The 23,419-nt window shown below is 67.4% G+C and carries 23 protein-coding genes; 18 read left to right on the top strand and 5 right to left on the bottom strand.

What is annotated here, in order from left to right:
• On the bottom strand, positions 1-387 hold the full coding sequence (locus tag BKG60_RS18595; protein ID WP_070944153.1) for a DUF2237 family protein: 387 nt from the start codon (positions 385-387) through the stop codon (positions 1-3).
• Positions 388-414: 27 nt separating this feature from the next.
• Positions 415-2,019, bottom strand: a complete 1,605-nt coding sequence (locus BKG60_RS18590; RefSeq protein WP_070944152.1) for a PucR family transcriptional regulator — start codon at positions 2,017-2,019, stop codon at positions 415-417.
• A 112-nt stretch (positions 2,020-2,131) separates the two neighbouring features.
• On the opposite strand from BKG60_RS18590, the gene BKG60_RS18585 reads away from it, so the two are divergent.
• Positions 2,132-3,634 carry a CoA-acylating methylmalonate-semialdehyde dehydrogenase gene (locus BKG60_RS18585; RefSeq protein ID WP_070944151.1) on the top strand — a complete coding sequence of 501 codons (1,503 nt, stop codon included), beginning with the start codon at positions 2,132-2,134 and terminating at the stop codon, positions 3,632-3,634.
• Positions 3,635-3,647: 13 nt separating this feature from the next.
• Positions 3,648-5,033, top strand: a complete 1,386-nt coding sequence (locus BKG60_RS18580) for an aspartate aminotransferase family protein (RefSeq protein WP_070944150.1) — start codon at positions 3,648-3,650, stop codon at positions 5,031-5,033.
• A 50-nt stretch (positions 5,034-5,083) separates the two neighbouring features.
• Here BKG60_RS18580 and BKG60_RS18575 read toward each other — a convergent pair whose 3' ends face one another.
• Entirely contained in the window at positions 5,084-5,362 is a 279-nt protein-coding gene (locus tag BKG60_RS18575; protein ID WP_070187901.1) for a hypothetical protein, read from the bottom strand.
• A gap of 105 nt (positions 5,363-5,467) precedes the next feature.
• Between BKG60_RS18575 and BKG60_RS18570 the strand changes: the two genes are divergently transcribed.
• From BKG60_RS18570 to BKG60_RS18505, 14 genes are all read left to right on the top strand, one after another.
• Positions 5,468-6,241, top strand: a complete 774-nt coding sequence (locus BKG60_RS18570; protein WP_070944149.1) for an HAD-IIA family hydrolase — start codon at positions 5,468-5,470, stop codon at positions 6,239-6,241.
• 1 nt (position 6,242) lies between these two features.
• Positions 6,243-8,387, top strand: coding sequence for a thiamine pyrophosphate-dependent enzyme (locus BKG60_RS18565; RefSeq protein ID WP_070944148.1), 2,145 nt, complete (start codon positions 6,243-6,245; stop codon positions 8,385-8,387).
• 10 nt (positions 8,388-8,397) lie between these two features.
• Positions 8,398-9,627 (top strand): CoA transferase, encoded by a 1,230-nt coding sequence (locus BKG60_RS18560; protein WP_075909821.1) that lies wholly within the window; start codon positions 8,398-8,400, stop codon positions 9,625-9,627.
• Positions 9,624-10,433: an acyl-CoA thioesterase gene (locus BKG60_RS18555; RefSeq protein WP_075909820.1), complete on the top strand. Its 810-nt coding sequence runs from the start codon at positions 9,624-9,626 to the stop codon at positions 10,431-10,433. The genes BKG60_RS18560 and BKG60_RS18555 overlap by 4 nt, the downstream gene beginning before the upstream one ends.
• Before the next feature lie 104 nt (positions 10,434-10,537).
• The gene (locus BKG60_RS18550; protein ID WP_070187906.1) at positions 10,538-10,906 is read left to right on the top strand and encodes a YraN family protein; all 369 of its coding nucleotides are present in this window, start codon (positions 10,538-10,540) and stop codon (positions 10,904-10,906) included.
• 1 nt (position 10,907) lies between these two features.
• A complete protein-coding gene (locus BKG60_RS18545) occupies positions 10,908-12,419 on the top strand; it encodes a YifB family Mg chelatase-like AAA ATPase (RefSeq protein ID WP_070944145.1) in 1,512 nt (503 codons plus the stop codon).
• On the top strand, positions 12,416-13,558 hold the full coding sequence (dprA, locus tag BKG60_RS18540) for a DNA-processing protein DprA (protein WP_070944144.1): 1,143 nt from the start codon (positions 12,416-12,418) through the stop codon (positions 13,556-13,558). Before BKG60_RS18545 ends, dprA begins: the two co-directional genes overlap by 4 nt.
• A gap of 148 nt (positions 13,559-13,706) precedes the next feature.
• Positions 13,707-14,546 carry an SH3-like domain-containing protein gene (locus BKG60_RS18535; protein ID WP_070944143.1) on the top strand — a complete coding sequence of 280 codons (840 nt, stop codon included), beginning with the start codon at positions 13,707-13,709 and terminating at the stop codon, positions 14,544-14,546.
• Between the two features lie 30 nt (positions 14,547-14,576).
• A complete protein-coding gene (gene scnC / locus BKG60_RS18530) occupies positions 14,577-15,293 on the top strand; it encodes a thiocyanate hydrolase subunit gamma (protein ID WP_070944142.1) in 717 nt (238 codons plus the stop codon).
• 9 nt (positions 15,294-15,302) lie between these two features.
• Positions 15,303-15,674 carry a thiocyanate hydrolase gene (locus BKG60_RS18525; RefSeq protein WP_070187911.1) on the top strand — a complete coding sequence of 124 codons (372 nt, stop codon included), beginning with the start codon at positions 15,303-15,305 and terminating at the stop codon, positions 15,672-15,674.
• 87 nt (positions 15,675-15,761) lie between these two features.
• Positions 15,762-16,628 carry a siderophore-interacting protein gene (locus BKG60_RS18520; protein WP_070944141.1) on the top strand — a complete coding sequence of 289 codons (867 nt, stop codon included), beginning with the start codon at positions 15,762-15,764 and terminating at the stop codon, positions 16,626-16,628.
• 47 nt (positions 16,629-16,675) lie between these two features.
• The gene (locus BKG60_RS18515) at positions 16,676-17,836 is read left to right on the top strand and encodes an alpha-hydroxy-acid oxidizing protein (RefSeq protein WP_070944140.1); all 1,161 of its coding nucleotides are present in this window, start codon (positions 16,676-16,678) and stop codon (positions 17,834-17,836) included.
• Between the two features lie 82 nt (positions 17,837-17,918).
• A complete protein-coding gene (locus BKG60_RS18510) occupies positions 17,919-18,815 on the top strand; it encodes a tyrosine recombinase XerC (protein ID WP_070944181.1) in 897 nt (298 codons plus the stop codon).
• Positions 18,816-18,874: 59 nt separating this feature from the next.
• Positions 18,875-19,717, top strand: coding sequence for an alpha/beta fold hydrolase (locus BKG60_RS18505; RefSeq protein WP_239252679.1), 843 nt, complete (start codon positions 18,875-18,877; stop codon positions 19,715-19,717).
• On the opposite strand, the gene BKG60_RS18500 is transcribed toward BKG60_RS18505, so the two are convergent.
• Positions 19,714-20,679, bottom strand: coding sequence for a TIGR03621 family F420-dependent LLM class oxidoreductase (locus BKG60_RS18500; protein WP_070944138.1), 966 nt, complete (start codon positions 20,677-20,679; stop codon positions 19,714-19,716). The genes BKG60_RS18505 and BKG60_RS18500 overlap by 4 nt on opposite strands.
• Positions 20,680-20,780: 101 nt before the next feature.
• Positions 20,781-21,251, bottom strand: coding sequence for a M23 family metallopeptidase (locus BKG60_RS18495; RefSeq protein WP_083284388.1), 471 nt, complete (start codon positions 21,249-21,251; stop codon positions 20,781-20,783).
• A gap of 327 nt (positions 21,252-21,578) precedes the next feature.
• Here BKG60_RS18495 and rpsB point away from each other — a divergent pair, with 327 nt between their 5' ends.
• Positions 21,579-22,412, top strand: a complete 834-nt coding sequence (rpsB, locus tag BKG60_RS18490) for a 30S ribosomal protein S2 (protein WP_075909819.1) — start codon at positions 21,579-21,581, stop codon at positions 22,410-22,412.
• 18 nt (positions 22,413-22,430) lie between these two features.
• Complete coding sequence (tsf, locus tag BKG60_RS18485) at positions 22,431-23,258, top strand: translation elongation factor Ts (RefSeq protein WP_075909818.1); 828 nt, start codon at positions 22,431-22,433, stop codon at positions 23,256-23,258.
• The last annotated feature ends 161 nt before the right edge of the window (positions 23,259-23,419 follow it).

Here is a 23,419-nt window from a genome sequence, read left to right as displayed (position 1 = left end):
TCAGAGACTGCCCAGGTCGTCCGGCACATCGACAGCGTATTGCCGAAGGACGTCGAGCGGCACCAGGTCGAGCGTGCGTTCATGGGTGGCGGCCAGCACCACCGGGGCAGCCTTGCCGTCGTTGTGCGCGCGCAGCCAGTTGACCGCGGTGACGCACCAGCGGTCTCCGGGAGTCAGGCCGGGAAATCGGTACTGCGGCGCCGGCGTCGACAGGTCGTTGCCGATGGACCGCTGGTGTTCGAGGAATTCGGCGGTCACCACGGCGCAGATGGTGTGCCGGCCCGCGTCCGCGTCGCCGGTGGAGCAGCATCCGTCGCGGTAGAAGCCGGTGAGCGGGTCGGTACCGCATTCCTGCAGCGGGCCACCCAGCACGTTGCGATCAGCCATGGCATCAGTATGGGTGCCGCGGCGGGTTCAGCGCCCCGGCTGCGGTGCCGTGCTGCGTTGCGCGTCGAGGACGAGCAGCGCCACGTGCAGTGAGGTCATCGATTCACCGTCGTCGAGGTTGACGCCGAGCCGGCGTTCGATCGAGGCCAGCCGGCTGTAGAGGGCCGGGCGGCTCATGTGCAGGCGTTTGGCCAGCGCGGATTTGTTGCCCGCGAGTTCCAGGTAGCCGCGCAGCACTGCCACGTCGTCAGTGCCCTGCTCGGCGTCGTGGATCAGCAAGGTCTTGAGTTCGGTTTCGGCGAACATCTGAACGCGCGGATCGTCGAGCAGCAGCGTGATCAGCCCGCGCAGCCGCACGTCGGAAGCACGCACGAAGCGGCGCGTCAGATCTGGCATCGATGCCGCGACCTCGGCGACGTGGGCGGCTTCGCGCAGGCCATGGACGGCGTCGGCGAATGCTGCGGCGTCACTGCCGATTGCAATGACGACCTTGTCGGTGTCGCCACCGCGGGCGATGGCCTCGCGCCAGCCTTCGGCCAGGCGGGCGAGCACGGCATCGGCGCTCAATCCGCGCCGTGGGTTCAGCGCCAGCACCAGGCCGATCTCGCCGTCTCGTCGGACCGAGCAGATCGCGCTGTGCCCTTGGGCTTTCACGCTGTGGGTGACCGCATCGAGGATGCGGATGTTGCGGCGTTGCGTGGCGACCGGGTCGAGCCGGTCCGGCGGCGCACCGACTCGGATCGTGACGGGTAGACAAGGCCCGCCGGTGCGCAGGCCGAGCGCCAGTGCTCGGGCGTCGGCCTCGCGGTCGTCGTCGATCCGCCCGCCCAGCACGTCGTCGATCAACCCGCTCTGGGCCTGATGCTCGAGGCCGGAGCGGCCACGTTCGGCCATCCGATGCAGTGCCAGGGCCTGGGCGGCGCGTTCCAGGACCATCGTGGTCTTGGCCGGTGCGGAAGGGGCATGCGGAACGATGAGCCGTCCCCACTCTTCGGCTCGGGGGCCGACGGCGGTGGTGGCCCACGGTTCGGTCATCGCGCGGGACCGCCGCTGCCAATCGGAGAGGACGGTGGTGGCCGGCTCGTTGCGCGGCGAGATCGCCAGCACCTGGTGCGAGAGGTCCTCCAGTACCACCGATTCATCGGTCATCTCCGCTGCCGCTCGCACGATGTCTGCCATCGTCGGGCGCTTCATGCTCAACTCGGTGAAGGTCTTGTGGGTGCGATGGGCGAACTCGAGCTCCTCGTACTGGTCGGCCACGATCAGTCGGTGCACGGCTTCGGTGACTTCGACGAACTTCGTCTCCCGATGCAACACGACGAGCGCCAGACCGAGGGTTTGGGCCATCGCCCCGACATTGGGGGGAAGCGATTCGATGCGGGTGCCCAGTTCGACCACCACGCCCACGACGCCGGCGCGGTGCATCCGGCGGAGGTAATCGCGGGGTGCGTCGCGCAGAGCGGCGCCCGTGGTGAGCACCAGTTCGCCGCCCTGCAGCAGGCCGGCGAGGTCGGGCATGTCGCTGACGTGGACCCAGCGCACCGGCCGATCGAGCTGCTGGGCGCTGAGTACCTCAGGCTCTCCGGCTTGCACCACCGGCAGCGCGATGATGTCGCGCACGGTCGGGATCATTTACAAAGTGTAATGAACATGCGAATCAGCCTTACAAGTTGATGGGGCTTGGCGTGCCGACAGTGGCTCACTGTAGTAGCCGTACCCCCAAGCCACAGGAAGGTTCGCACCCATGAGCAATGTCATCCAGCACTGGCGCGACGGCAAGGTCTTTGCCGGGACTTCGACCGCCACCGCCCCGGTAACCAACCCGGCCACGGGCGCGGTTACCGGCGAGGTCGCACTCGCGAGTGTGGATGATGCGCGTGCGGTGATCGACGCCGCCGCGGCGGCCTTCCCGGCCTGGCGTGACACATCGCTCGCCAAACGCACCTCGGTGCTGTTTGCCTTCCGCGAGCTGCTCAACGCCCGCAAAGAAGAGCTGGCCGCGCTCATCACCGCCGAGCACGGCAAGGTGCTCTCCGATGCCCTCGGCGAGGTGAGCCGAGGCCTGGAGGTCGTCGAATTCGCGTGCGGTATACCGAGTCTGCTCAAGGGCGGGTTCACCGAGAACGCCTCGACCAACGTGGACGTGCACTCCGTGCTGCAGCCGCTGGGGCCGGTCGGCATCATCTCACCGTTCAACTTTCCGGCCATGGTGCCGATGTGGTTTTTCCCGATCGCCATCGCCGCGGGCAACACCGTGGTGCTCAAGCCGTCGGAGAAGGATCCGTCGTCGGCGCTGTGGATGGCTCGGCTGTGGGCCGAGGCCGGCCTGCCCGAAGGCGTGTTCAACGTGTTGCAGGGTGACAAGACCGCGGTCGACGAGCTGCTGACCAACCCCAAGATCAAGGCGATCTCCTTCGTCGGGTCGACCCCGATCGCGCAGTACGTCTATGCCACCGCCACCGCCGCCGGCAAGCGCGTGCAGGCCCTCGGCGGAGCCAAGAACCACGCGGTGATCCTGCCTGACGCCGATCTGGACCTGGCCGCCGACGCCATGGTGAACGCCGGTTTCGGTTCGGCCGGGGAGCGGTGCATGGCAATCTCGGCCGCGGTGGCCGTCGGACCGATCGCCGATGATCTGGTGGCCAAGATCGCCGAGCGTGCCGCGACCATCAAAACCGGTGACGGCACCAAGGATTCGGATATGGGTCCGCTGGTCACCAAGGTTCACCGCGACAAGGTGGCCTCCTACATCGATGCCGGCGAGGCGGCCGGCGCCAAGGTGGTGCTCGACGGCCGCACGGTCATGGACGGGGCGGGTCAACGAGATTCAGGTGGTTTCTGGTTGGGCCCGACCCTGCTCGACAACGTCACCCCTGAGATGAGTGTGTACACAGACGAGATCTTCGGCCCGGTGCTGTCGGTGCTGCGTGTCGAGACCTACGACGAGGCCCTTGAGTTGATCAACAGCAACCCCTACGGCAACGGTACGGCGATCTTCACCAACGACGGTGGTGCGGCACGGCGGTTCCAGAACGAGGTCGAGGTCGGCATGGTCGGCATCAACGTGCCGATCCCGGTTCCGATGTCCTACTACAGCTTTGGCGGTTGGAAGGCGTCGCTGTTCGGCGACAGCCACGCCCATGGTGCCGAGGGCGTGCATTTCTTCACCCGCACCAAGGCCATCACCACCCGCTGGCTGGACCCCAGCCACGGCGGCATCAACCTCGGGTTCCCCGAGAACAAGTGAGAGAATTCCACCCATGACTGTGACCCAAGAGTCCGCCACGCTGCCCAACGGATTGACCGTCGAGGCGGCGAAGGCCGAGGCTGCGCGTGCCTATGAACTCGACCGCGCGCACGTGTTCCACTCCTGGTCGGCGCAGGAGGAGATCTCGCCGATGACGATCACCGCCGCGCAGGGCTCCTACGTGTGGGACGGTGACGGCAACCGGCTGCTGGACTTCTCCTCCCAGCTGGTCAACACCAACATCGGGCATCAGCACCCGAAAGTTGTTGCCGCCATTGCCGAACAGGCGGCCAAGCTGTGCACGGTGGCCCCGCAGTACGCCAACGCGGCACGCTCGGAGGCGGCCCGGCTGATCGCCGAGCGCACCCCCGGTGAGCTGAACAAGGTGTTCTTCACCAACGGTGGTGCCGACGCGGTCGAGCATGCGGTGCGCATGGCGCGTCTGCACACCGGCCGCTACAAGGTCTTGTCGCGGTACCGGGCCTACCACGGCGGCACCGAGACCGCGATCAACCTCACCGGTGACCCGCGGCGCTGGCCCAACGACCGGGGCAACGCCGGTGTCGTGCACTTCAACGGTCCGTTCCTGTACCGCTCTTCGTTCTATGCCGAGACCGAGGAACAGGAGTCCCAGCGCGCGCTGGAGTACCTCGACAAGCTGATCCAGATGGAGGGTCCGACCACCATCGCCGCGATCATCCTGGAATCGATCCCGGGCACCGCGGGCATCATGGTCCCGCCGCCCGGATACATCGCCGGGGTGCGTGAGATCTGTAGCAGGCACGGCATCGTGTTCATTGCCGACGAGGTGATGGCCGGCTTCGGGCGCAGTGGAAAGTGGTTCTCCATCAACCACTTCGACGTGGTGCCGGACCTGATGACGTTCGCCAAGGGGGTCAACTCCGGGTACGTGCCGCTCGGCGGTGTGGCGATCAGCCCCGAGATCTACCAGACCTTCGCGCACCGCGCCTACCCCGGTGGGCTGACCTACTCGGGTCATCCGTTGGCTTGTGCCGCAGCGGTCGCGACCATCAATGCGATGGCCGACGAGGGCATGGTCGAGAATGCGGCCACGATCGGCACGGAGGTGCTGGCGCCGGGCCTGGCCGAGTTGGCTGGCAAGCACCGCAGCGTCGGCGAGGTGCGCGGCGCCGGCGTGTTCTGGGCGGTCGAGCTCGTCGCCGATCAGCAGACCCGCGAGCCGTTGGCGCCCTACGGTGGCTCCAGCCCGGCGATGAACGCCGTGGTCGGTGCCTGCAAGGCAGGCGGCCTGCTGCCGTTCGCGAACTACAACCGCATCCACGTCGTGCCGCCGTGCAACGTGACGGTGGAAGAGGCGCGGGAAGGTCTGGCGATCCTGGACTCCGCACTCGACGTCGCCGATCAGCACACCAACTGACGTCCCACGCGCGAAGCCCCGGTATGTGTTCGCATACCGGGCCTTCGGCGTCAGCGCCTCCCGATGATGAGGTCCTTGATCTCGGCCAGGTGCTCGTCGACTGAACGGAAGCGGGCGCGGGTCTCCAACCGAAAATCAGCGAGCTCGGTTTCAACCGAGGCGAGGCGTCCCTCAACTGACGTGAGCAGTCCCTCGACGGATGTCAACCTCGTTCCCTGATCCCGCTGATTCGCGCCCAGTGCGTTGATCGCCGCCAGCACCGCGCGGTAGTCGAAGCGATCGGCCTCGAGTGCGGCGACGCGCGCTTCGAGGTCTTCCAGGGCGGCCATGGCCCCATCGTAAGGGCGTCAGATCACCACAGCCATGCCATCGCGACACCCTGTGGATAACTCCGTTGGCCCCTGATCCGCACCCCAAGTTGAGACACTGGACGGGTGCGTTCACCTGCCCAGTGCTGGCTAACCGACATGGACGGCGTCCTGGTGCGCGAAGAACATGCGCTGCCGGGCGCCGCCGAGTTCCTGCAGACCCTGACGGACAAACAACGGCCGTTCCTGGTGTTGACCAACAACTCGATTTTCACGCCGCGTGATCTCGCGGCCCGATTGGCGCGTTCGGGGCTGGTGGTGCCCGAGGCATCGATCTGGACGTCGGCCCTGGCGACGGCGGCGTTCCTGGCCGACCAGCAGCCGGGCGGCTCGGCGTATGTGATCGGCGAGGCCGGGCTGACCACCGCTCTGCACGAGGTCGGTTACACCCTGACCGACATCGAGCCGGACTACGTGGTGTTGGGCGAGACCCGCACGTATTCGTTCGAGGCGATCACCAAGGCCGTTCGGCTGATTCTCGGCGGTGCCCGGTTCATCGCCACCAATCCCGATGTCTCGGGTCCGTCGGCCGAGGGCCCGTTGCCCGCGACCGGCTCGGTGGCGGCGATGATCACCAAGGCCACCGGTCGCGACCCCTACTTCGTCGGCAAGCCGAACCCGATGATGTTCCGCAGCGCGCTCAACCGGATCGCGGCGCATTCGGAGAACACCGTGATGGTGGGTGACCGGATGGACACCGACGTGGTGGCCGGGATCGAGGCCGGGTTGGAAACCATCCTGGTGCTCACCGGATCGACGTCAGTCTCCGACATCGAGCGGTTCCCCTTCCGGCCGAGCCGGGTATTGCCGTCGATCGCCGAGGCGATCGAGCTGATCTGAGATGACCAGCGAGCCCATCGACGCGTACTACACCGCAACGGTGTCGGCGCTCGGCACGCCGGGCCGAGGCGAGGCGCCCACGCTGAAGGTGCCGAATGCCTTGGCGCTCTTCGACGCCCAGCTGGGCAGCAGGCATTTGGACTTGGCCGCCCGGTGGCTGCGCGGCCAAGGCAAGGGCTTCTACACCATCGGATCTTCTGGGCACGAGGGCAATGCCGCTGTCGCCGCCGCGCTGCGGCTTACCGATCCTGCGCTGCTGCACTACCGCTCGGGCGGCTTCTACCTGGCGCGCGCCGCTCAGATCGGTGGTTGCGATCCGCTGCGCGACGTGCTGCTGGGGTTGGTGGCGGCCACGGCCGAACCGATCTCCGGTGGGCGGCACAAGGTGTTCGGCCGCCACGACCTGAACATCATTCCGCAGACCTCCACCATCGCCTCGCACCTGCCACGGGCGGTCGGGGTGGCCTTCTCGATCGCGCGCACCCGCAAGCTGGGTGTGCCATGCCCATGGCCGGACGACGCGGTGACGGTGTGTAGCTTCGGTGACGCCTCTGCGAACCACTCGACCACCGTCGGCGCGGTGAACGCCACGTTGCACGCCGCCTATCAGGGGCTTCCGATGCCGCTGCTGTTCGTCTGCGAGGACAACGGCATCGGAATCAGCACGCCGACACCGCGCGGCTGGATCGCCCGCGCGTATGGCGACCGTAAGGGGCTGCGGTACTTCGCCGCCGATGGCTGCGACCTCGTCGAGACGGTCGAAACGGCGCGTGCCGCAGCAGATTGGGTCCGCCGTGAACGCAAGCCGGCGTTCCTGCACCTTTGTACGGTGCGATTGATGGGGCATGCCGGTAGCGACTACGAGCAGGCCTACCGCGCGCCCGCCGACATCGTCGCCGACTATGAGCGTGATCCGGTGCTCAATACGGCGAGAATGCTGGTGGCCCATGGTGTGCTGACCCCCGAGCAGGCACTGCGACGTTACGAGGACAAGCGGGCCGAGGTGACGGAACTGGCTCGCGAGATCAGCGCCTGCCCGCAGTTGGACAGCGCACCCACGGTGATGCAGCCGCTGCGCGAAACACTCGACGACACCCGCGCCGTTTCCGTCGTCGCGCCGGGTGATCCCGGCGGCCCGCCGCTGACCCTGGCTCTGGCCATCAACCGGGCGCTGCAGGAGGTGCTTCACACCCACCCGGAGGCGATCGTGTTCGGCGAGGACATCGCCCGCAAGGGTGGGGTCTACGGGGTGACCCGCGGATTGCAGGCCACCGCGGGGCCCGCCCGGGTGTTCGACACCTTGCTCGACGAACAGACGATCCTCGGACTGGCGCTGGGGGCCGGGGTATCGGGCCTGCTGCCGATCCCGGAGATCCAGTACCTCGCCTATCTGCACAACGCCGGCGACCAGATCCGCGGTGAAGGGGCCACGCTGCAGTTCTTCTCGAAACGCCAATACCGCAACCCGATGGTGGTGCGGATCGCGGGCTACGGCTACCAGAAGGGGTTCGGCGGCCACTTTCACAACGACAACTCGATCGCGGCGGTCCGCGACATTCCCGGGGTGGTGATCGCCTCACCGTCGCGTCCCGATGATGCCGCGGCCATGCTGCACACGTGTGTCGTTGCTGCCAAAGATGCTGGCGCGGTGTGTGTTTACCTCGAACCGATCGCGCTGTACCACACCAAGGACCTCTACGCCGACGGCGATCAGTGCTGGCTGGCGCCCTATCCGAACCAACCCGTGCGCGTCGGTGCGGCCCGCACCTACGGTGACGGCACCGATCTGACCATTCTCACGTTCGGGAACGGTGTGTTCATGAGCCTGCGGGTGGCTCGGCGACTGGCCGGGGCGGGCATCGCGGCGCGGGTGGTCGATCTGCGTTGGTTGTCGCCGCTCCCGGTCGAGGACATGCTGCGCGAAGCGAATGTGAGCGGGCGGGTGCTCATCGTCGACGAGACCCGCCACACGGGGGGCGTGGGCGAGGGAGTGCTGGCGGAACTCACCGACCACGGCTACGCCGGGGCGGTGCAGCGGGTCGCCAGTGCCGACAGTTTCATCCCGCTCGGTGATGCCGCGCTGCAGGTGCTGTTGTCCGAGGACACCATCGAGGCCGCCGCGGTGAAACTGGTGAGCGCACGATAGCTTGACTGCCATGGCCGACTCTGTAACGCCGGACCCGACCCGCCCGCTGGCGGGCGTACGGATCATCGAGATTTCCAGTTTCGTCGCGGTACCGCTGGCCGGCATGACCCTGGCTCAGCTGGGCGCCGAGGTGGTGCGGGTCGACCCGATCGGCGGGGCTGCCGACTATCACCGCTGGCCGCTGACCGACGGCGGCGAAAGTATCTACTGGGCCGGCCTGAACAAGGGCAAGCAATCGGTGGCTGCCGACATGCGCTCGCCCGAGGGGCAGCAGCTGGTGCAGCGCCTGATCGCCGAAGCCGGTGTTCTCATCACAAATGTTGCTGGGCGGCAATGGCATTCATATGACGTGCTGGCGGCGCTGCGGCCTGACCTGATCCACGTCGAGGTGTCCGGGCGCGCCGACGGCGGTACCGGGGTGGATTACACGGTCAACGCCGGGCTGGGTTTCCCGCTGGTCACCGGGCCGTCGCAGCTGTCCACCCCGGTCAACCACGTGCTGCCGGCCTGGGATGTCAGCTGCGGGTTGTACGTGGCGCTGGCGGTCAGTACCGCGCTGCGTCACCGCGATTCCACGGGTGAGGGCGCCAGGGTCAGCATCCCGCTGGAGAACGTCGCTCTCGCCACCGCAGGCAATCTCGGATTCCTCACCGAGGTGATGATCAACGGCACCGGACGCGAACGGCTCGGCAACACGCTCTACGGCACATACGGGCAGAACTTCACCAGCAGTGATGGCGTGGGCTTCATGCTGGTGGCGCTCACCGGCCGGCACTTCCGTGACCTCACCGAGGTGACCGGCACCACCAAAGCCGTTGCCGCACTTGCCGAGGCCTTCGGTGCGGACTTCAGCGACGAAGGCCAGCGTTACGTTCACCGCGACGCGCTGACCGGACTGTTCACCCTGTGGTTTTCCGAACACACCGCCGACGAGATCAGCGCGGCGTTGTCGGGAACCTCGGTGCTGTGGGAGCGGTACCGCAGCTTCGCCGAGGTGGCCGTCGACCACCGCGTAGTGGCCAACCCGCTGTTCACCCCGCTGGAGCAGCCAGGCATCGGCACCTACCTGGCGCCGGGCCTGCCCATGTCCATCGGCGGGATGTATCCGTCTGCGGTCCCCGCGCCCGCCCTCGGCGATGACACCACCACAGTGCTGGCCGAACATCTCGGCCTCGGGGCCGACGAGATCGTGGCGCTGACCGAATCCGGTACCGTTGCGACGGGTACCGACCAGCGATGAGCGATCTGCTGAATCTTCTTGAGGTGCGCGGGACCAACCCCGACGGTGACGTGTTCACCGGGCCGGCCAGTGGTCCGGCCGGCAAGCGGGCCTACGGCGGTCTGCTGGCCGCCCAGAGCCTGGCGGCGGCCTGCCGGACCGTGGGGGAGGACCGGTCACCGACCAACATGCACCTGCAGTTCCTGCGTGGTGGAAACGCCGGGGAATCAGCCGAATACCGCGTGCAGCAGGTGTACGACGGGCGTACCGCCTCGGCTCGGCGCGTCGATTCGTATGAGCACGGCCGCATGCTCACCACGGCCACGGTGTCGTTCGCGACGGAACTAGCCGGCCCCGAACACGGTATCGGTGCGATGCCGCACGATCCCGAGGTGCTGCCCTGCACCGGGCCCCCCGGGCCCGCACCATCGTTGCCACTCGATGAGTTCGACATCCGTATCGCCGACGAGGGATCCGGGGAAGATTTCGTGCGCCGGATGTGGTGGCGGGTCACCACCGCCCTGCCCGAGGATCCGTTGGTGCACATGCTGATTGCGGTCTACATCACCGACCTGTACGGGATCGATCCGGCGCTGGCCGTGCACGGGCACAGCATGCGTTCGCGGAGTCACCGCAGTGGCACCACGGATTCCTCGATCTGGTTTCACCGCCCGGTGCGGGCCGGGGAGTGGAACCTGTTGGAGTCACGTTCACCGGCCACCGTGCGGGGCCGCGGGCTGATCACGTCAAGCCTGCTGCGTGCCGACGGCGCCGTTGCGGCCACCTTGGTGCAGGAGGGTCTGGTCGCCGACCGCGTGCCGGAATGAGCGACTGCCATCCAGGCTGCCGACGCCTGTGGATGAAATCCACGCTGGGGATAACTCAGGCCTGAGGGGTCGATTCTGTCGGACCTGGTCCGCACGGTGTGGTCATGAGTTCTATGACACGGGCCGAGATCGGCGCACTGGGTGAACAGTTGGCCGTCGAGCACCTGGCGGCGCAGGGGTTGCGCATGCTGACGCGCAATTGGCGCTGCCGTTATGGCGAACTCGACGTGATCGCCGAAGAGGTCGCGACGAACACCGTGGTGTTCGTCGAGGTGAAGACCCGCACCGGCGACGGGTTCGGTGGGCTTGCCGAGGCGGTGACGGCGCAGAAAGTGCGCCGGATCCGACGGTTGGCGGCGCTGTGGCTGACCGAGCAGGAGGTGCGTTTCGCCGCGCTGCGCCTCGACGTGATCGGGGTGCGGATCGGGCACCGCCGGGAACCTGAGCTGACACACCTCAAGGGGGTGGGCTGAAATGGGTTTGGGCAGAGCCTATTCGGTGGCCGTGCGGGCGGTGGACGGCGTGATCGTGGAGATCGAGGCAGACATCACCTCGGGGCTGCCCGGGGTGCATCTGGTGGGGCTGCCCGATACGGCATTGCAGGAATCACGTGATCGGGTACGCGCAGCGATCACCAACTGTGGCAACACCTGGCCGATGTCGCGGCTGACGTTGGCGCTGTCACCGGCGACCTTGCGCAAGGTCGGGTCGGTGTATGACCTGGCGCTGGCCGCGGCAGTGCTCTCGGCGCACACCAAGACGGTCTGGGCCCGGTTGGAGAAGTCGGTGCTGCTGGGCGAACTCGCGCTCGACGGCCGCGTCCGTCCGGTCCACGGCATCCTGCCCGCGGTGCTCGCCGCCAAGGCCGAGGGCTGGCCCTTGGTGGTGGTGCCCGTCGACAACCTGGCCGAGGCGAGTTTGGTGGACGGGATCGAGGTGTGCGGTGTGCATACCTTGGGTCAACTGCAGACCTGGCTGGACGGCAAAGGCGATCTGGTCGCCCGGGTCGCCGCGCCCGGGCGGGCGCCGGAGCCCACGTCCGATCTCGCCGACGTGGTCGGTCAGGCTCAGGCGCGATACGCCCTGGAAGTCGCCGCCGCGGGTGCTCATCACCTGCTGCTCACCGGCCCGCCCGGTATCGGTAAAACGATGCTGGCGCAGCGTCTTCCGGGCTTGTTGCCACCGCTGTCGCAGAGCGAGTCGCTGGAGGTGACCGCGATTCACTCGGTGGCGGGGTTGCTGGCCGGGAATACCCCGTTGATAACCCGACCGCAGTTTGTCGCTCCGCACCACACGTCGTCGGTGGCGGCACTGGTCGGGGGAGGAAGTGGTTTCGCCCGTCCGGGGGCGGTCAGCCGGGCACATCGTGGCGTGTTGTTTCTCGACGAATTCGCCGAAATGGGTACCAGGGCGCTGGAAGCACTACGAACTCCCTTGGAGGATGGTGAGATTCGGCTGGCCCGTCGCGACGGCGTGGCATGTTACCCGGCCCGGTTTCAATTGGTTCTGGCGGCGAACCCGTGCCCGTGCGCACCGCCCAAATCGGAGGATTGCGTCTGTTCGGCTCAGGCCAAGCTGCGATACCGCGGCAAGCTGTCGGGACCGTTGGTGGACCGCGTCGACCTGCAGGTGGAATTGCACCCGGTGACCGCCGGGGCGTTCACCCCACAGGCCGGCGAGTCCAGCGCCGTGGTGGGGGAGCGGGTTGCCATCGCTCGCCTTGCCGCCCAACAACGGTGGAAACCGTACGGAATCGGTACCAACGCCGAGGTACGTGGCCCGCTGCTACGACGCGAGTTCCGCTTGCCCAAACCCGCCATGGAACCGTTGCGGTTCGCACTCGACCGGGGGCTGATCAGCATGCGCGGGGCCGACCGGAGTTTGAGAGTGGCTTGGACGTTGGCCGATCTGGCCGGTCGGACGATGCCGGCCCGCGAAGACGTGGCCACGGCGTTGAGCTTCCGTCAGGTCGGCGGTGTGTCATGACCGATGAGGTTCGGCGGGCGTGGGCCTACCTGTCACGGGTCGCCGAGCCGCCATGCGCAGAGTTGACGGCCTTGGTCGCAAAGGTCGGCCCGGTCGAGGCGGCCGGCCGAGTCAAGGCTGGTGACATCGAGCCGGAGTTGTTCAGCCGGATCGAGGCGCGCCGCGAGTTGGATTGTGCGGTACAGGATCTCGACATCATCGATCGAATGGGTGGCCGGCTGATCACCCCCGATGACGGTGAATGGCCGTTGCTGAGCTTTCGGGCATTGGGCGTACCCAAGGACCGCAAGCGGTCCAACGATCATCCGCCGTTGGTGCTGTGGGCGGCCGGTCCGGTGCGGCTCGACGAGGCGGCTGAGCGCTCCGCGGCGATCGTCGGTACCCGCGCGGCCACCGCCTACGGGGAGCATGTCGCCGCTGAACTCGCCGCCGGGCTGGTCGAGCGCGATGTCACGGTGGTGTCCGGTGGGGCCTACGGTATCGACGGCGCAGCACACCGCGCTGCCCTGGCATGTGAGGGCGTGACGGTCGCGATCGTGGCCGGCGGTATCGACAACCCGTACCCGGCGGGGCACAGTGCGTTGTTTCACCGGATCCGCCAGGAGTGCCTGTTGATCAGCGAGTATCCGCCGGGGGTAGCACCCGGTCGGCTACGGTTTCTCACCCGCAACCGGCTGGTCGCGGCGCTGTCGGGGGCGACGGTGGTGGTCGAGGCTGGGTTGCGCAGTGGCGCGGCCAATACCGCGGCGTGGGCCAAGTTGCTGGGCCGCTCGGTGTGCGCGGTCCCGGGCCCGGTCACCTCGGCCGCATCGGCGGGCTGTCATGCGCTGCTCCGCGGTGACGCCAGGCTGGTCGGCCGCGCCGAGGAAATCGTCGAACTCGTTGGCCGCATAGGCGAACTCGCACCGCAGGAGGAACATCCGACCGGGCCGCTGGATCAGCTCGCACCGGCCGAGAAACAGGTCTACGACGCACTGCCGGCGCGCGGTGCCCACACTGTCGATGAGATCGCGATGCTCGCCGCGCTACCACCACATCAGATCCTGGGGCCTTTGGCGACGCTGGAGCTCGCAGGGTTGATCGAAGGCGTCGACGGATGCTGGCGCATCGCGCGCCGGCGACGGGTGCGGTCGTCGTAAATGACGCCTGCGTAGACCGAGGCGCAATCGGTTCGATTGGCTGCAGGGCGAGCTGGCCCGGTGTTAGTTTGCACCCATCGAGTGAGCTCACGACCCAGGCGCAACGCCGGACCGCACCGGCGTACGCCGGGCTTGGGGAGGGTCTGACATGAGCACAGCCGCCGAACGCGCCGCCCAACTGGGTTTGGTCGCTCGCCTCAAATCGGCATACCCAGAACTGCCCGATGCGCCGACACCGGATCTGCTCGACCATGACAAGTTCACCGCCTACATGAAGCCCGTGCACGATGTCGGCGGGGAGCCGGATGCCCCGATGAAGTACGAGAACAAGGACTACGAGTATTGGGAGCACATGACCTATGTCATCTGCGAAGTCCTTGCCTGGCGCGGCATCTGGCTGTCCGAGGAACGGCGGCGGATGGGCAACGTCGACGTCGGGCGTGCGGTCTATCTGGGCTTTCCGTACTACGGCCGTTGGCTCCTGTCGGTGGCGCGTGTCCTCGTCGAGAAGCATCACATCGGTTTGACCGAACTGTCCGAGCGGATGGCCGAAGTCCAGGAACGCTACGCCGGCGGTCTGTCCGGTAGGCGGCTCGAGGCCCAGCCGAAGTGCGAAGGCGACGGTTCGAACGTCAAGCGCAACAGCCACATCGTGCACGCCAAAGGAAAAGGCGATCCGCAGGTGTATGCGGGCCGCGCCGGGACACCCAAGTTCAAGGTTGGCGATGCGGTGGTGGTGCGCGAATTGCCGGTGCTGTTCTATACCCGCACCCCCGAATACGTCCGCGGCGCACGCGGCGAGATCGCCGCGGTGGCATACGAGAGCCCGGCAGCCGAAGACGAGACCTGGGACCGTACCGAGGCCACACCCGAATGGTTCTACGTCGTCAGCTTCACCATGGCGACACTTTGGGACGGCTACACCGGAACGTCCACCGACACGTTGAGAACCGAGATCCCCGAGCACTGGTTGCAGGCGGTCAGCTGACATCGTCAGCCTCCTCAAGAAGGGCGCACCATGGCAGACCATGACCATGACCATGACCACGACCACGAGCGCACCGTCAAGCCGATGGTCGACGAGATCACCGACTTCGAGGTACTCGAGATCGCGTTGCGCGAATTATGTATCGAGAAAGGAATTTTCACGGCAGAAGAGCACCGGTTGTTCACCGAGTTCGCCGAACAGATCGGACCGACCCCGGCCGCCCGGCTGGTCGCCCGAGCCTGGCTGGACCCCGACTTCAAACAGCTGGCCGTGGCCGAGCCGATGACGGCCAGCAAGGAAGTCGGTGTCGACTGGCTGGAGCCCACCGGATTCGGGACACCGAGCGACTTCACCGCATTTCAGATCCTCGAAGACACCCCCACCGTGCACCACGTGATCGTGTGTGCGCTGTGCTCATGCTATCCGCGCCCGATTCTCGGCAATTCGCCCGAGTGGTACCGGACCCCCAACTACCGGCGCCGCCTCGTGCGTTGGCCGAGGCAGGTGCTGGCAGAGTTCGGGCTGTACCTGCCCGGCAGTGTTGACGTGCGCGTGCAAGATTCGAATCAGAAGCATCGCTTCATGGTCATGCCGATGCGTCCGGCGGGCACCGACGGCTGGACCGAGGATCAGCTCACCGAGATCATCACCCGCGACTGCCTCATCGGTGTGGCACTGCCCAAGGCCGGTGTGACCACCAACGTCATCACCGACACCCGGCCTGCGATGCATCCCGCCGGTGACTGAGGAGCCCTGATGAGTGCATCGCATGACCCGGTACCGCTGGGGGACGACCCAGTTCCGACGCTCGCGCGGATCGTCGAACGCAATCAGGTATGGCCACGGATGGCCGAAAAATACGGCGTCGAAAACCTGGTTCCCCCATGGAAGACCAGCCTCGACGGGTTCTGCGACGCCCTCGACCGCGCCGCCTGCGACACCGGGGTGCCTGATTTCAAACAACGCCGCGACGAGGAAGATCTGCTGTCGACCACGGTCTACGCCGACCTGCCGTACCCCGAGAACCAGCTCATGGCCCTTGCACACTCGTTGCTGGCCCGTGGCGTGATCACCGAATCCGAGCTGCAGAGGAGGCTGGCAGCGGTCCGGAGGCGACTCGAGGCCTGAATCACGGAGCCCCCAAGCCGGCGTCTGGCCTCCGTATAGTCGATGAGGTCGGCTAATCAATGAGCGGCAGAAACTTTTGGAGGCGCCATGGCAGGACGGCCCGTGCACACGTTTCAGGTGGTGCATCGCGAGCAGTTGACCGACCATATCGTCCGCCTGGTACTGGGTGGATCGGGCGAGGGCACGGGCTTTGACACGTTCTCGCCCAACGACTTCAGCGATGCCTACGCCAAACTCGTCATCGTTCCGGCGAATGTGGATGTGTCGGTGCTCCCGAAGCCCTTGACGCTGGACAGCTTTCAGGAGCTGCCCGCTGAACTACGACCGACGGTGCGTACCTACACGGTGCGCAAAGTCGACAAGGAGCGCGGCGAGATCACCATCGATTTCGTCGTGCACGGTGAGCAGGGCGTGGCCGCCCCATGGGCCGCAGCGGCGGTACCGGGCCAACCCGCCTACCTGATGGGGCCCAGCGGGGCCTACACCCCCGACCCGGCCGCCGACTGGCACCTGCTTGCCGGAGACGAATCGGCGCTGCCGGCCATCGCAGCCGCGTTGGAGGCCTTACCCGACAATGCGATCGGCAAGGTGTTCGTCGAGGTGGCCGGCCCGCAGGAAGAAGTCGAGCTGACCGCCCCCGCCGGGGTCGAGATCACCTGGGTCCATCGCGGCGGGCGCGCCGATCTGGTCGGAGACGACCACGCTGGAGACCACGCACCGCTGATCGCCGCGGTGAAGGAGGCCGCCTGGCTGCCGGGCCAGGTTCAGGTGTTCATCCACGGCGAGGCCCAAGCCGTCATGCACAACTTGCGCCCCTACATCCGCAAGGAGCGCGGCGTGCCCGCGAAATGGGCGGCGTCGATCTCGGGCTATTGGCGCCGCGGGCGCACCGAGGAGACCTTCCGGCAGTGGAAGGCCGAGCTGGCAAAAGCCGAGACCGACACCGCCGGCTGAACCGAGGCGCCGACCGGGTCTGGGATCGGGATGGCAAGGTAATCGTCATGGCATACGGCGACTACCAACTCGAGATCTACCTGCAGGGGCTGTCCGGCGTACTGCCGACCATGCCGATGGACCATGCGAGCCTGGAGGCCAAAGCCCAAGCCGCCATGCCGGCATCGGTCTGGTCCTATGTGGCCGGGGGTGCCGGTGACGAACGAACTCAGCGGGTCAACCGCACGGCGTTCGACCGGTGGGGTCTGATCCCGCGCATGTTCAACGCGCACCGCGAGCGCGATCTGTCCGTGGATCTGTTCGGGCTGCAATTGCCCTCGCCGTTGTTCATGGCACCGATCGGGGTGCTGGGCATCTGCGGTCAGGACGGTCACGGAGACCTGGCCGGTGCCCGCGCCGCCGCCCGCACCGGGGTGCCCATGGTGGTGTCCACCCTGACCGAGGATCCGCTGGAAGACGTCGCCGCCGAATTCGGTGAGACCCCAGGCTTTTTCCAGTTGTACACGCCGACCGACAAAGATCTGGCCGCCAGCCTGGTGCGGCGCGCCGAGGCGGCCGGGTACAAGGGCATCGTCGTCACGCTCGACACCTGGGTGCCGGGGTGGCGCCCGCGGGACCTGGCCACGTCGAACTTTCCGCAGCTCCGCGGAAAGTGCCTGTCCAACTACACCAGTGATCCGGTGTTCCGGGCCGGCCTGCAGCAAGCACCCGAGGAGAACCCGCAGGCCACCGTGCTGCGCTGGGTGAGCCTGTTCGGCAACCCGCTGACCTGGGATGACCTTCCGTGGCTGCGGTCGCTGACGAAGCTGCCACTGATCCTGAAGGGCATCTGTCACCCCGACGACGTCCGCCGCGCCAAGGACGGGGGCGCCGACGGCATCTACTGCTCCAATCATGGTGGGCGCCAAGCCAATGGCGGTCTGCCCGCTATCGATTGCCTGCCCGGTGTGGTCGAGGCAGCCGACGGGTTGCCGGTGTTGTTCGATTCGGGGATCCGCAACGGGGCCGACATCGTCAAAGCGCTCGCGTTGGGTGCCACCGCGGTCGGCGTCGGCCGCGCGTATGCGTACGGCCTGGCGCTGGGTGGGGCCGACGGAATCGTGCACGTGCTGCGGTCGTTGCTCGCCGAGGCCGACCTGATCATGGGCGTCGACGGGTATCCGACGCTGGCCGATCTCACGCCCGATGCCCTGCGTCGGGTGGACTGACCTCGAGGAGGTGGATTGCGGAACGGTAGCGGTCCGGCGCGTCGGGTGCGCGGGACGCGCGTACTTCTGCCACGGTGGCACCGTGCCCGCGGTCCAGGATGTGCTCGACGAGTTCGACGAGTACCTCGCGCTGCAGTGCGGCAGGTCTGAGCACACCCGCCGGGCATACCGGGGCGACCTGCGGGCCTTGTTCGACTTCACCGGCGGCGGCCTGGACACCGTGACCCTGCCGAGGCTGCGGTCGTGGCTGGCCACGCAGGCCGCGGCCGGAACGGCGCGGACCACGCTGGCGCGGCGCACCTCCTCGGCGAAGACCTTTTCCACCTGGGCGGCCCGCCGGGGCCTTTTGACCGACGACGTGGCGACGCGGTTGCAGGTACCCAAGGCGCACCGCACCCTGCCCGCGGTGCTACGGCGCGACCAGGCCGTCGATGCCATGGATGCCATGAATTCCGCTGTGCAAGAAGGTGATCCGCTGGCATTGCGGGACCGCTTGATCATCGAGCTGCTCTACGCCACCGGCATCCGGGTCAGCGAATTGTGCGGGCTCGACATCGACGACATCGACACTTCGCGCCGGGTGCTGCAAGTGCTGGGCAAGGGCAACAAGCAGCGCACCGTCCCGTTCGGTGAGCCCGCGCAGCGTGCGCTCGCCGCCTGGCTCACCGAGGGCAGGCCCGCGCTGGCCACCGCGGATTCTGGTCCAGCTCTGTTGCTCGGGGCTCGCGGCAGGCGGCTGGACCCACGCCAGGCCCGCACCGTGGTGCACCAGACCGTTTCCGCGGTCGACGGTGCCCCTGACATCGGCCCGCACGGATTGCGTCACAGCGCGGCCACCCACTTGCTCGAAGGCGGAGCCGACCTGCGCGTCGTCCAGGAACTGTTGGGGCACAGCTCCCTGGCAACCACACAGCTCTACACCCACGTCACCGTGGAACGGCTACGCGCGGTGCACGACCAGGCGCACCCGCGAGCTTGATGCACACCGAGCACACTTTCGAACCAACCCGGAGCAGTGTCGAACTGCCGTGCGGGCCGGTGTCCTATCTCACCTGGGCCACCGACCTCGCTGCGCCGGCAGTCGTATTGCTGCACGGCGGAGGCGTTGACAGTGCATCGCTGTCCTGGGGCGGTATCGGTCCGCGGTTGGCCGAGGCGGGGTACCGCGTCATCGCCCCGGATCATCCCGGCTACGGCCACACTGCGCCGGCTCGGTTGCCGGTGACACAGGAGCGGCTGATCGCCTATGTGGGGGAGTTCGTCGATGCGCTCGGTCTGCACAGCTACGCGATCGGAGGATTGTCGCTCGGCGGGGGCATGACCATCGGCCATGTGCTGGACCGGCCCGGGCGTGTGCGCGGAGCGATGCTGTTGGGCAGCTACGGCCTGATGCCCCGGCTGTCGGACGGGCCGCTGTCCGGCGTGCGGCAACTGGTCACCTGGGCGACGTTGCGCACCGGCATGTTGGGGGCGGTGACCCGCCGGGTGGGCACCAACCGCCGAGCGATGGTGCGCGGCATGCGGGCCCTGATCACCGACCCCGACCAGGTCACCGACGCATTGATGGACCAGGTCATGGCCCAGGCGGGCCGACCGGAAGGGTTTCAGGCGTTCGAGCAATGGCAGCGGGACCAGGTCAGGTGGAACCGGCTACGTACGGACTACACCGGACAGCTGGCCTCATTTCGGCGCCCGGCGCTCATCGTCCACGGTGACCGCGACTCGGGCGTACCGGTGGCACGCGCCCGGACGGCGGCCCAGCTCATCCCCGATGCCGAGCTCGAAATCGTTGCGGGGGCCGGGCATTGGGTGCAGCGCGACCAGCCGGACGCCGTGCTCGCCGCGATGACGGGGTTTCTCGGAAGCCTCCCCGGTCGCTAACGCATCAGCTTGATGACCTCGGCCAGGTGCGGGAGCGCCGACTCCCGCCCGGGCCACGCATCGATCGCGGTCCAATAGCTGATCCCGAACCGGCGTTGGCGCTCCATCAGAGCCTCGGCCATCTGCTCGTAGGTACCGAACAGGGCGAACGGAGACTCCAGCAGCAGATCCGTGGACGCTCCCAATGCCGTGGCCGCCTCCGCCGCCGCGGCCTCGGGATTTTCGGTGTGCACGACGAACTGCAGCAACCCGTTGAGTTCGATGGCTGCGAAGCGGTCACCCGCCGCGTCGGCGACGACCCCGATCCGGTCCAGCAGACCCGTGGGATCGAAATGACTCAGCCGAACCTCGGTGGCGTCGTGGTTGTGGCTGAAGCCCGCCAGCCCGGCGATATCGGCGACCCGGCCTGCCAGTTGGAGCACGCGCGTGCCGTTGCCGCCGATGAGCAGCGGAACGTCGACCCCCGCCGGCGCGACCAGGGCACCGGCATCGGCCCGCACGCAGTAGTGTGCGCCGTCGACGTCCACCGGTTCGCCGGCCAGCAGTGGCCGGATCACGTCCACCGACTCGATCAGCCGGTCCACCCGGGTGGCCCCGCTGTCGAATTTCAGTCCGGCCGTGTCGTATTCGGACTTCATGTGTCCCGCGCCCAGGCCCAGCTCGAATCGCCCGCCGGACAGCGCTGCCACACTCACGGTTTCGCGCGCGGTGTCGACCGGGTGGCGCAGATCGTTGTTGAGCACGAGCGTGCCGGTGCGCAGACGTGAGGTGACCGCACAGGCGGTGGCCGCCCCGCTGAACGGGGCAATTGTCGGTGCCAGATGGTCGGGAATGGTCATCACGTCGAACCCGGATTGCTCGACGGTGCGCGCGAATTCGACGAAGTCGGCACCGCGGGGCAAGGCGGTGTGCAGGCCGAACCGCACCGGACGATTGCGGTGGGATTGCGAGGCGACGGTCATATTTCGACACTAGGCCGCACTCGATGCCGTGTGAGTGTGCGCGAACTGCTGATGCTTGGCCGCGTGGGGGGCAACAGACACGCGCGCCGGTGATGCAGGGATCACCCACCCAGCGGTTTGAGGCGGATCGGCGTCTCGGCCAGCAGCCCCAACGGGTTGACGTAGTCCGCCCGGGCGGCCGCACCCCACATCGCCCCCCAATGCAGGCAGGCCGTCGCCGCGCACCCCGGATGACCGGCCAGCAGCGGGCCGAGCAGCTGGCCGGCGGTGACGGTCTGTCCGGGCCGCACCACGGCCTGTACCGGCTCGTAGCTGGTGCGCAGCCCGCCCGGGTGGGCCACCGAGACCACCGGCCGCCCGGCCAGGACTCCGGCGAACACCACGGTGCCGCCCCCTGCGGCGTAGACCGGCTGCTCGGGGACGGCCGCCAGGTCGACGCCTCGGTGACCGCGGTTCCAATTGGGGGAAGGTGCATCGAAACCCCTGGTCACCGTCGGTCGCGGGGACACCGGCCAGTGCAGCCGGGAGCCTTCGGCGTGCGCGGCCGCCGGCCATGCCCACGCCATGGTCATCAGCAGCGCCGCCGCGGCAAACCTCACCGCCCCAGTTCACCGTCAATCCCAGGCGGTCCGGAAGCCCCGATATCGGGTCTGTGGATGAACGGGCCCGCGTTTGCCGCGTGGTAAAAGCACGCCTGCGCAGCGTGTAAACTTCTACCCGCAGCTCGCTAGCGGGCTGACTTCGCGTGTCTGCGCACATCGATCGCCTCAACGGGGTCGTACACGGGTGCCGACGGTCCTGAACTGGGATTTCCCAGAGCGGGTTCGGCAGCCGGCAGGCACCAGGGCCTGGCATCACCCGAAGCCGGGCGGCAACCGACAACATAAAGGAATGAGCTCATGGCTGTTGTGACCATGAAGCAGCTGCTGGACAGCGGCGCTCACTTCGGGCATCAGACCCGACGCTGGAACCCCAAGATGAAGCGGTTCATCTTCACCGACCGCAACGGCATCTACATCATCGATCTGCAGCAGACGCTGACCTACATCGACAAGGCCTACGAGTTCGTCAAGGAGACGGTTGCCCACGGTGGCACCATCCTGTTCGTCGGCACCAAGAAGCAGGCGCAGGAGTCCATCGCCGAAGAGGCCACCCGCGTCGGCATGCCCTACGTGAATCAGCGCTGGCTGGGCGGCATGCTCACCAACTTCTCCACCGTGCACAAGCGCCTGCAGCGCCTCAAGGAGCTCGAGGCCATGGAGCAGACCGGTGGCTTCGAGGGGCGCACCAAGAAGGAAATCCTCATGCTCACGCGTGAGAAGAACAAGCTGGAGCGCAGCCTCGGTGGTATCCGGGACATGCAGAAGGTGCCTTCGGCCATCTGGGTCGTCGACACCAACAAGGAGCACCTGGCGGTCAACGAGGCCATCAAGCTGGGCATCCCGGTCATCGCGATCCTGGACACCAACTGCGATCCGGATCAGGTCAACTACCCGATCCCGGGCAACGACGACGCCATCCGTTCGGCTGCCCTGCTGACCAAGGTCGTCGCCTCCGCGGTGGCCGAGGGCCTGCAGGCCCGAGCCGGCGCAGGCAAGGGTGATGGAGAAGCTCAGGCCGAGGGCGCCGAGCCGCTCGCCGAGTGGGAGCAGGAGCTGCTGGCCGGTGCGACCGCAGGCGCCGGCGAGGGTGAGGCCGCTGCTGCACCCGAAACATCCACTGACGCTTCGTAATTCCAGGAGAAGTCTTACATGGCTAATTACACCGCTGCCGACGTCAAGCGCCTTCGGGAGCTGACCGGCTCCGGCATGATGGACTGCAAGAACGCGCTGGCCGAGTCGGACGGCGACTTCGACAAGGCCGTCGAGTTGCTCCGTATCAAGGGCGCCAAGGACGTCGGCAAGCGCGCTGAGCGCGCCACCGCCGAGGGGCTGGTCGCGGCCAAGGACGGCGCACTCATCGAGCTGAACTCCGAGACCGACTTCGTCGCCAAGAACGCCGAATTCCAGGAGCTCGCCAACCAGGTCGTGGCGGCCGCCGCTGCCGCCAAGGTCAGCGACGCCGACGCTCTCAAGGCTGCCAAGGTCGGCGACACCACGGTCGAGCAGGCCGTCGCCGACCTGTCCGCCAAGATCGGCGAGAAGCTCGAGCTGCGTCGGGCCGCCTACTTCGACGGCACCGTGGAGACCTACCTGCACAAGCGGGCCGCGGACCTGCCGCCGGCCGTCGGCGTGCTGGTCGAGTACACCGCCGGCGACGCGGACAAGGGCAAGGAGGCCGCTCACGCGGTCGCCCTGCAGATCGCCGCGCTCAAGGCCAAGTACCTCACCCGTGAGGATGTCCCGGCCGACATCGTCGCCAACGAGCGGCGCATCGCCGAGGAGACCGCGAAGGAAGAGGGCAAGCCCGAGCAGGCGCTGCCCAAGATCATCGAAGGCCGCGTCACAGGCTTCTACAAGGACGTCGTGCTGCTGGACCAGCCGTCGGTGTCCGACAACAAGAAGACCGTCAAGGCCCTGCTGGACGAGGCCGGGGTCACCGTGACCCGCTTCGTGCGGTTCGAGGTCGGCCAGGCCTGACACCGAATAAGACTCGGGCGGCACATCACACCCGATTGACGGCTCGGCCGTCGGCCGCTCGTCGCAAAACCCCGCGCTTGATCCGGCGATCCCGGAAGCGCGGGGTTTTGTTCTTCCCGGCTCGCCGCGGGAAGCCCAGACACCCAAAGTGCGGGGTTTTG

Origin of the sequence: Mycobacterium syngnathidarum, from assembly GCF_001942625.1 — a bacterium.
In the GTDB taxonomy this organism is placed as follows: domain Bacteria; phylum Actinomycetota; class Actinomycetes; order Mycobacteriales; family Mycobacteriaceae; genus Mycobacterium; species Mycobacterium syngnathidarum.
Note: the sequence above shows the minus strand (reverse complement) of the source record. Positions and strands in the feature narration are given on the sequence as shown.

Excerpts from the sequence above, each read along its gene's own strand:
- BKG60_RS18535 (WP_070944143.1), top strand. The coding sequence starts at position 13,707 with ATGAGCACAGCCGCCGAACGCGCCGCCCAACTGGGTTTGGTCGCTCGC.
- BKG60_RS18590 (WP_070944152.1), bottom strand. The coding sequence starts at position 2,019 with ATGATCCCGACCGTGCGCGACATCATCGCGCTGCCGGTGGTGCAAGCC.
- BKG60_RS18550 (WP_070187906.1), top strand. The coding sequence starts at position 10,538 with ATGAGTTCTATGACACGGGCCGAGATCGGCGCACTGGGTGAACAGTTG.
- BKG60_RS18560 (WP_075909821.1), top strand. The coding sequence starts at position 8,398 with ATGGCCGACTCTGTAACGCCGGACCCGACCCGCCCGCTGGCGGGCGTA.
- BKG60_RS18575 (WP_070187901.1), bottom strand. The coding sequence starts at position 5,362 with ATGGCCGCCCTGGAAGACCTCGAAGCGCGCGTCGCCGCACTCGAGGCC.
- BKG60_RS18520 (WP_070944141.1), top strand. The coding sequence starts at position 15,762 with ATGGCAGGACGGCCCGTGCACACGTTTCAGGTGGTGCATCGCGAGCAG.
- BKG60_RS18545 (WP_070944145.1), top strand. The coding sequence starts at position 10,908 with ATGGGTTTGGGCAGAGCCTATTCGGTGGCCGTGCGGGCGGTGGACGGC.
- BKG60_RS18515 (WP_070944140.1), top strand. The coding sequence starts at position 16,676 with ATGGCATACGGCGACTACCAACTCGAGATCTACCTGCAGGGGCTGTCC.
- tsf (WP_075909818.1), top strand. The coding sequence starts at position 22,431 with ATGGCTAATTACACCGCTGCCGACGTCAAGCGCCTTCGGGAGCTGACC.
- BKG60_RS18595 (WP_070944153.1), bottom strand. The coding sequence starts at position 387 with ATGGCTGATCGCAACGTGCTGGGTGGCCCGCTGCAGGAATGCGGTACC.
- dprA (WP_070944144.1), top strand. The coding sequence starts at position 12,416 with ATGACCGATGAGGTTCGGCGGGCGTGGGCCTACCTGTCACGGGTCGCC.
- scnC (WP_070944142.1), top strand. The coding sequence starts at position 14,577 with ATGGCAGACCATGACCATGACCATGACCACGACCACGAGCGCACCGTC.
- BKG60_RS18580 (WP_070944150.1), top strand. The coding sequence starts at position 3,648 with ATGACTGTGACCCAAGAGTCCGCCACGCTGCCCAACGGATTGACCGTC.
- BKG60_RS18565 (WP_070944148.1), top strand. The coding sequence starts at position 6,243 with ATGACCAGCGAGCCCATCGACGCGTACTACACCGCAACGGTGTCGGCG.
- rpsB (WP_075909819.1), top strand. The coding sequence starts at position 21,579 with ATGGCTGTTGTGACCATGAAGCAGCTGCTGGACAGCGGCGCTCACTTC.
- BKG60_RS18525 (WP_070187911.1), top strand. The coding sequence starts at position 15,303 with ATGAGTGCATCGCATGACCCGGTACCGCTGGGGGACGACCCAGTTCCG.
- BKG60_RS18495 (WP_083284388.1), bottom strand. The coding sequence starts at position 21,251 with ATGACCATGGCGTGGGCATGGCCGGCGGCCGCGCACGCCGAAGGCTCC.
- BKG60_RS18500 (WP_070944138.1), bottom strand. The coding sequence starts at position 20,679 with ATGACCGTCGCCTCGCAATCCCACCGCAATCGTCCGGTGCGGTTCGGC.
- BKG60_RS18585 (WP_070944151.1), top strand. The coding sequence starts at position 2,132 with ATGAGCAATGTCATCCAGCACTGGCGCGACGGCAAGGTCTTTGCCGGG.
- BKG60_RS18555 (WP_075909820.1), top strand. The coding sequence starts at position 9,624 with ATGAGCGATCTGCTGAATCTTCTTGAGGTGCGCGGGACCAACCCCGAC.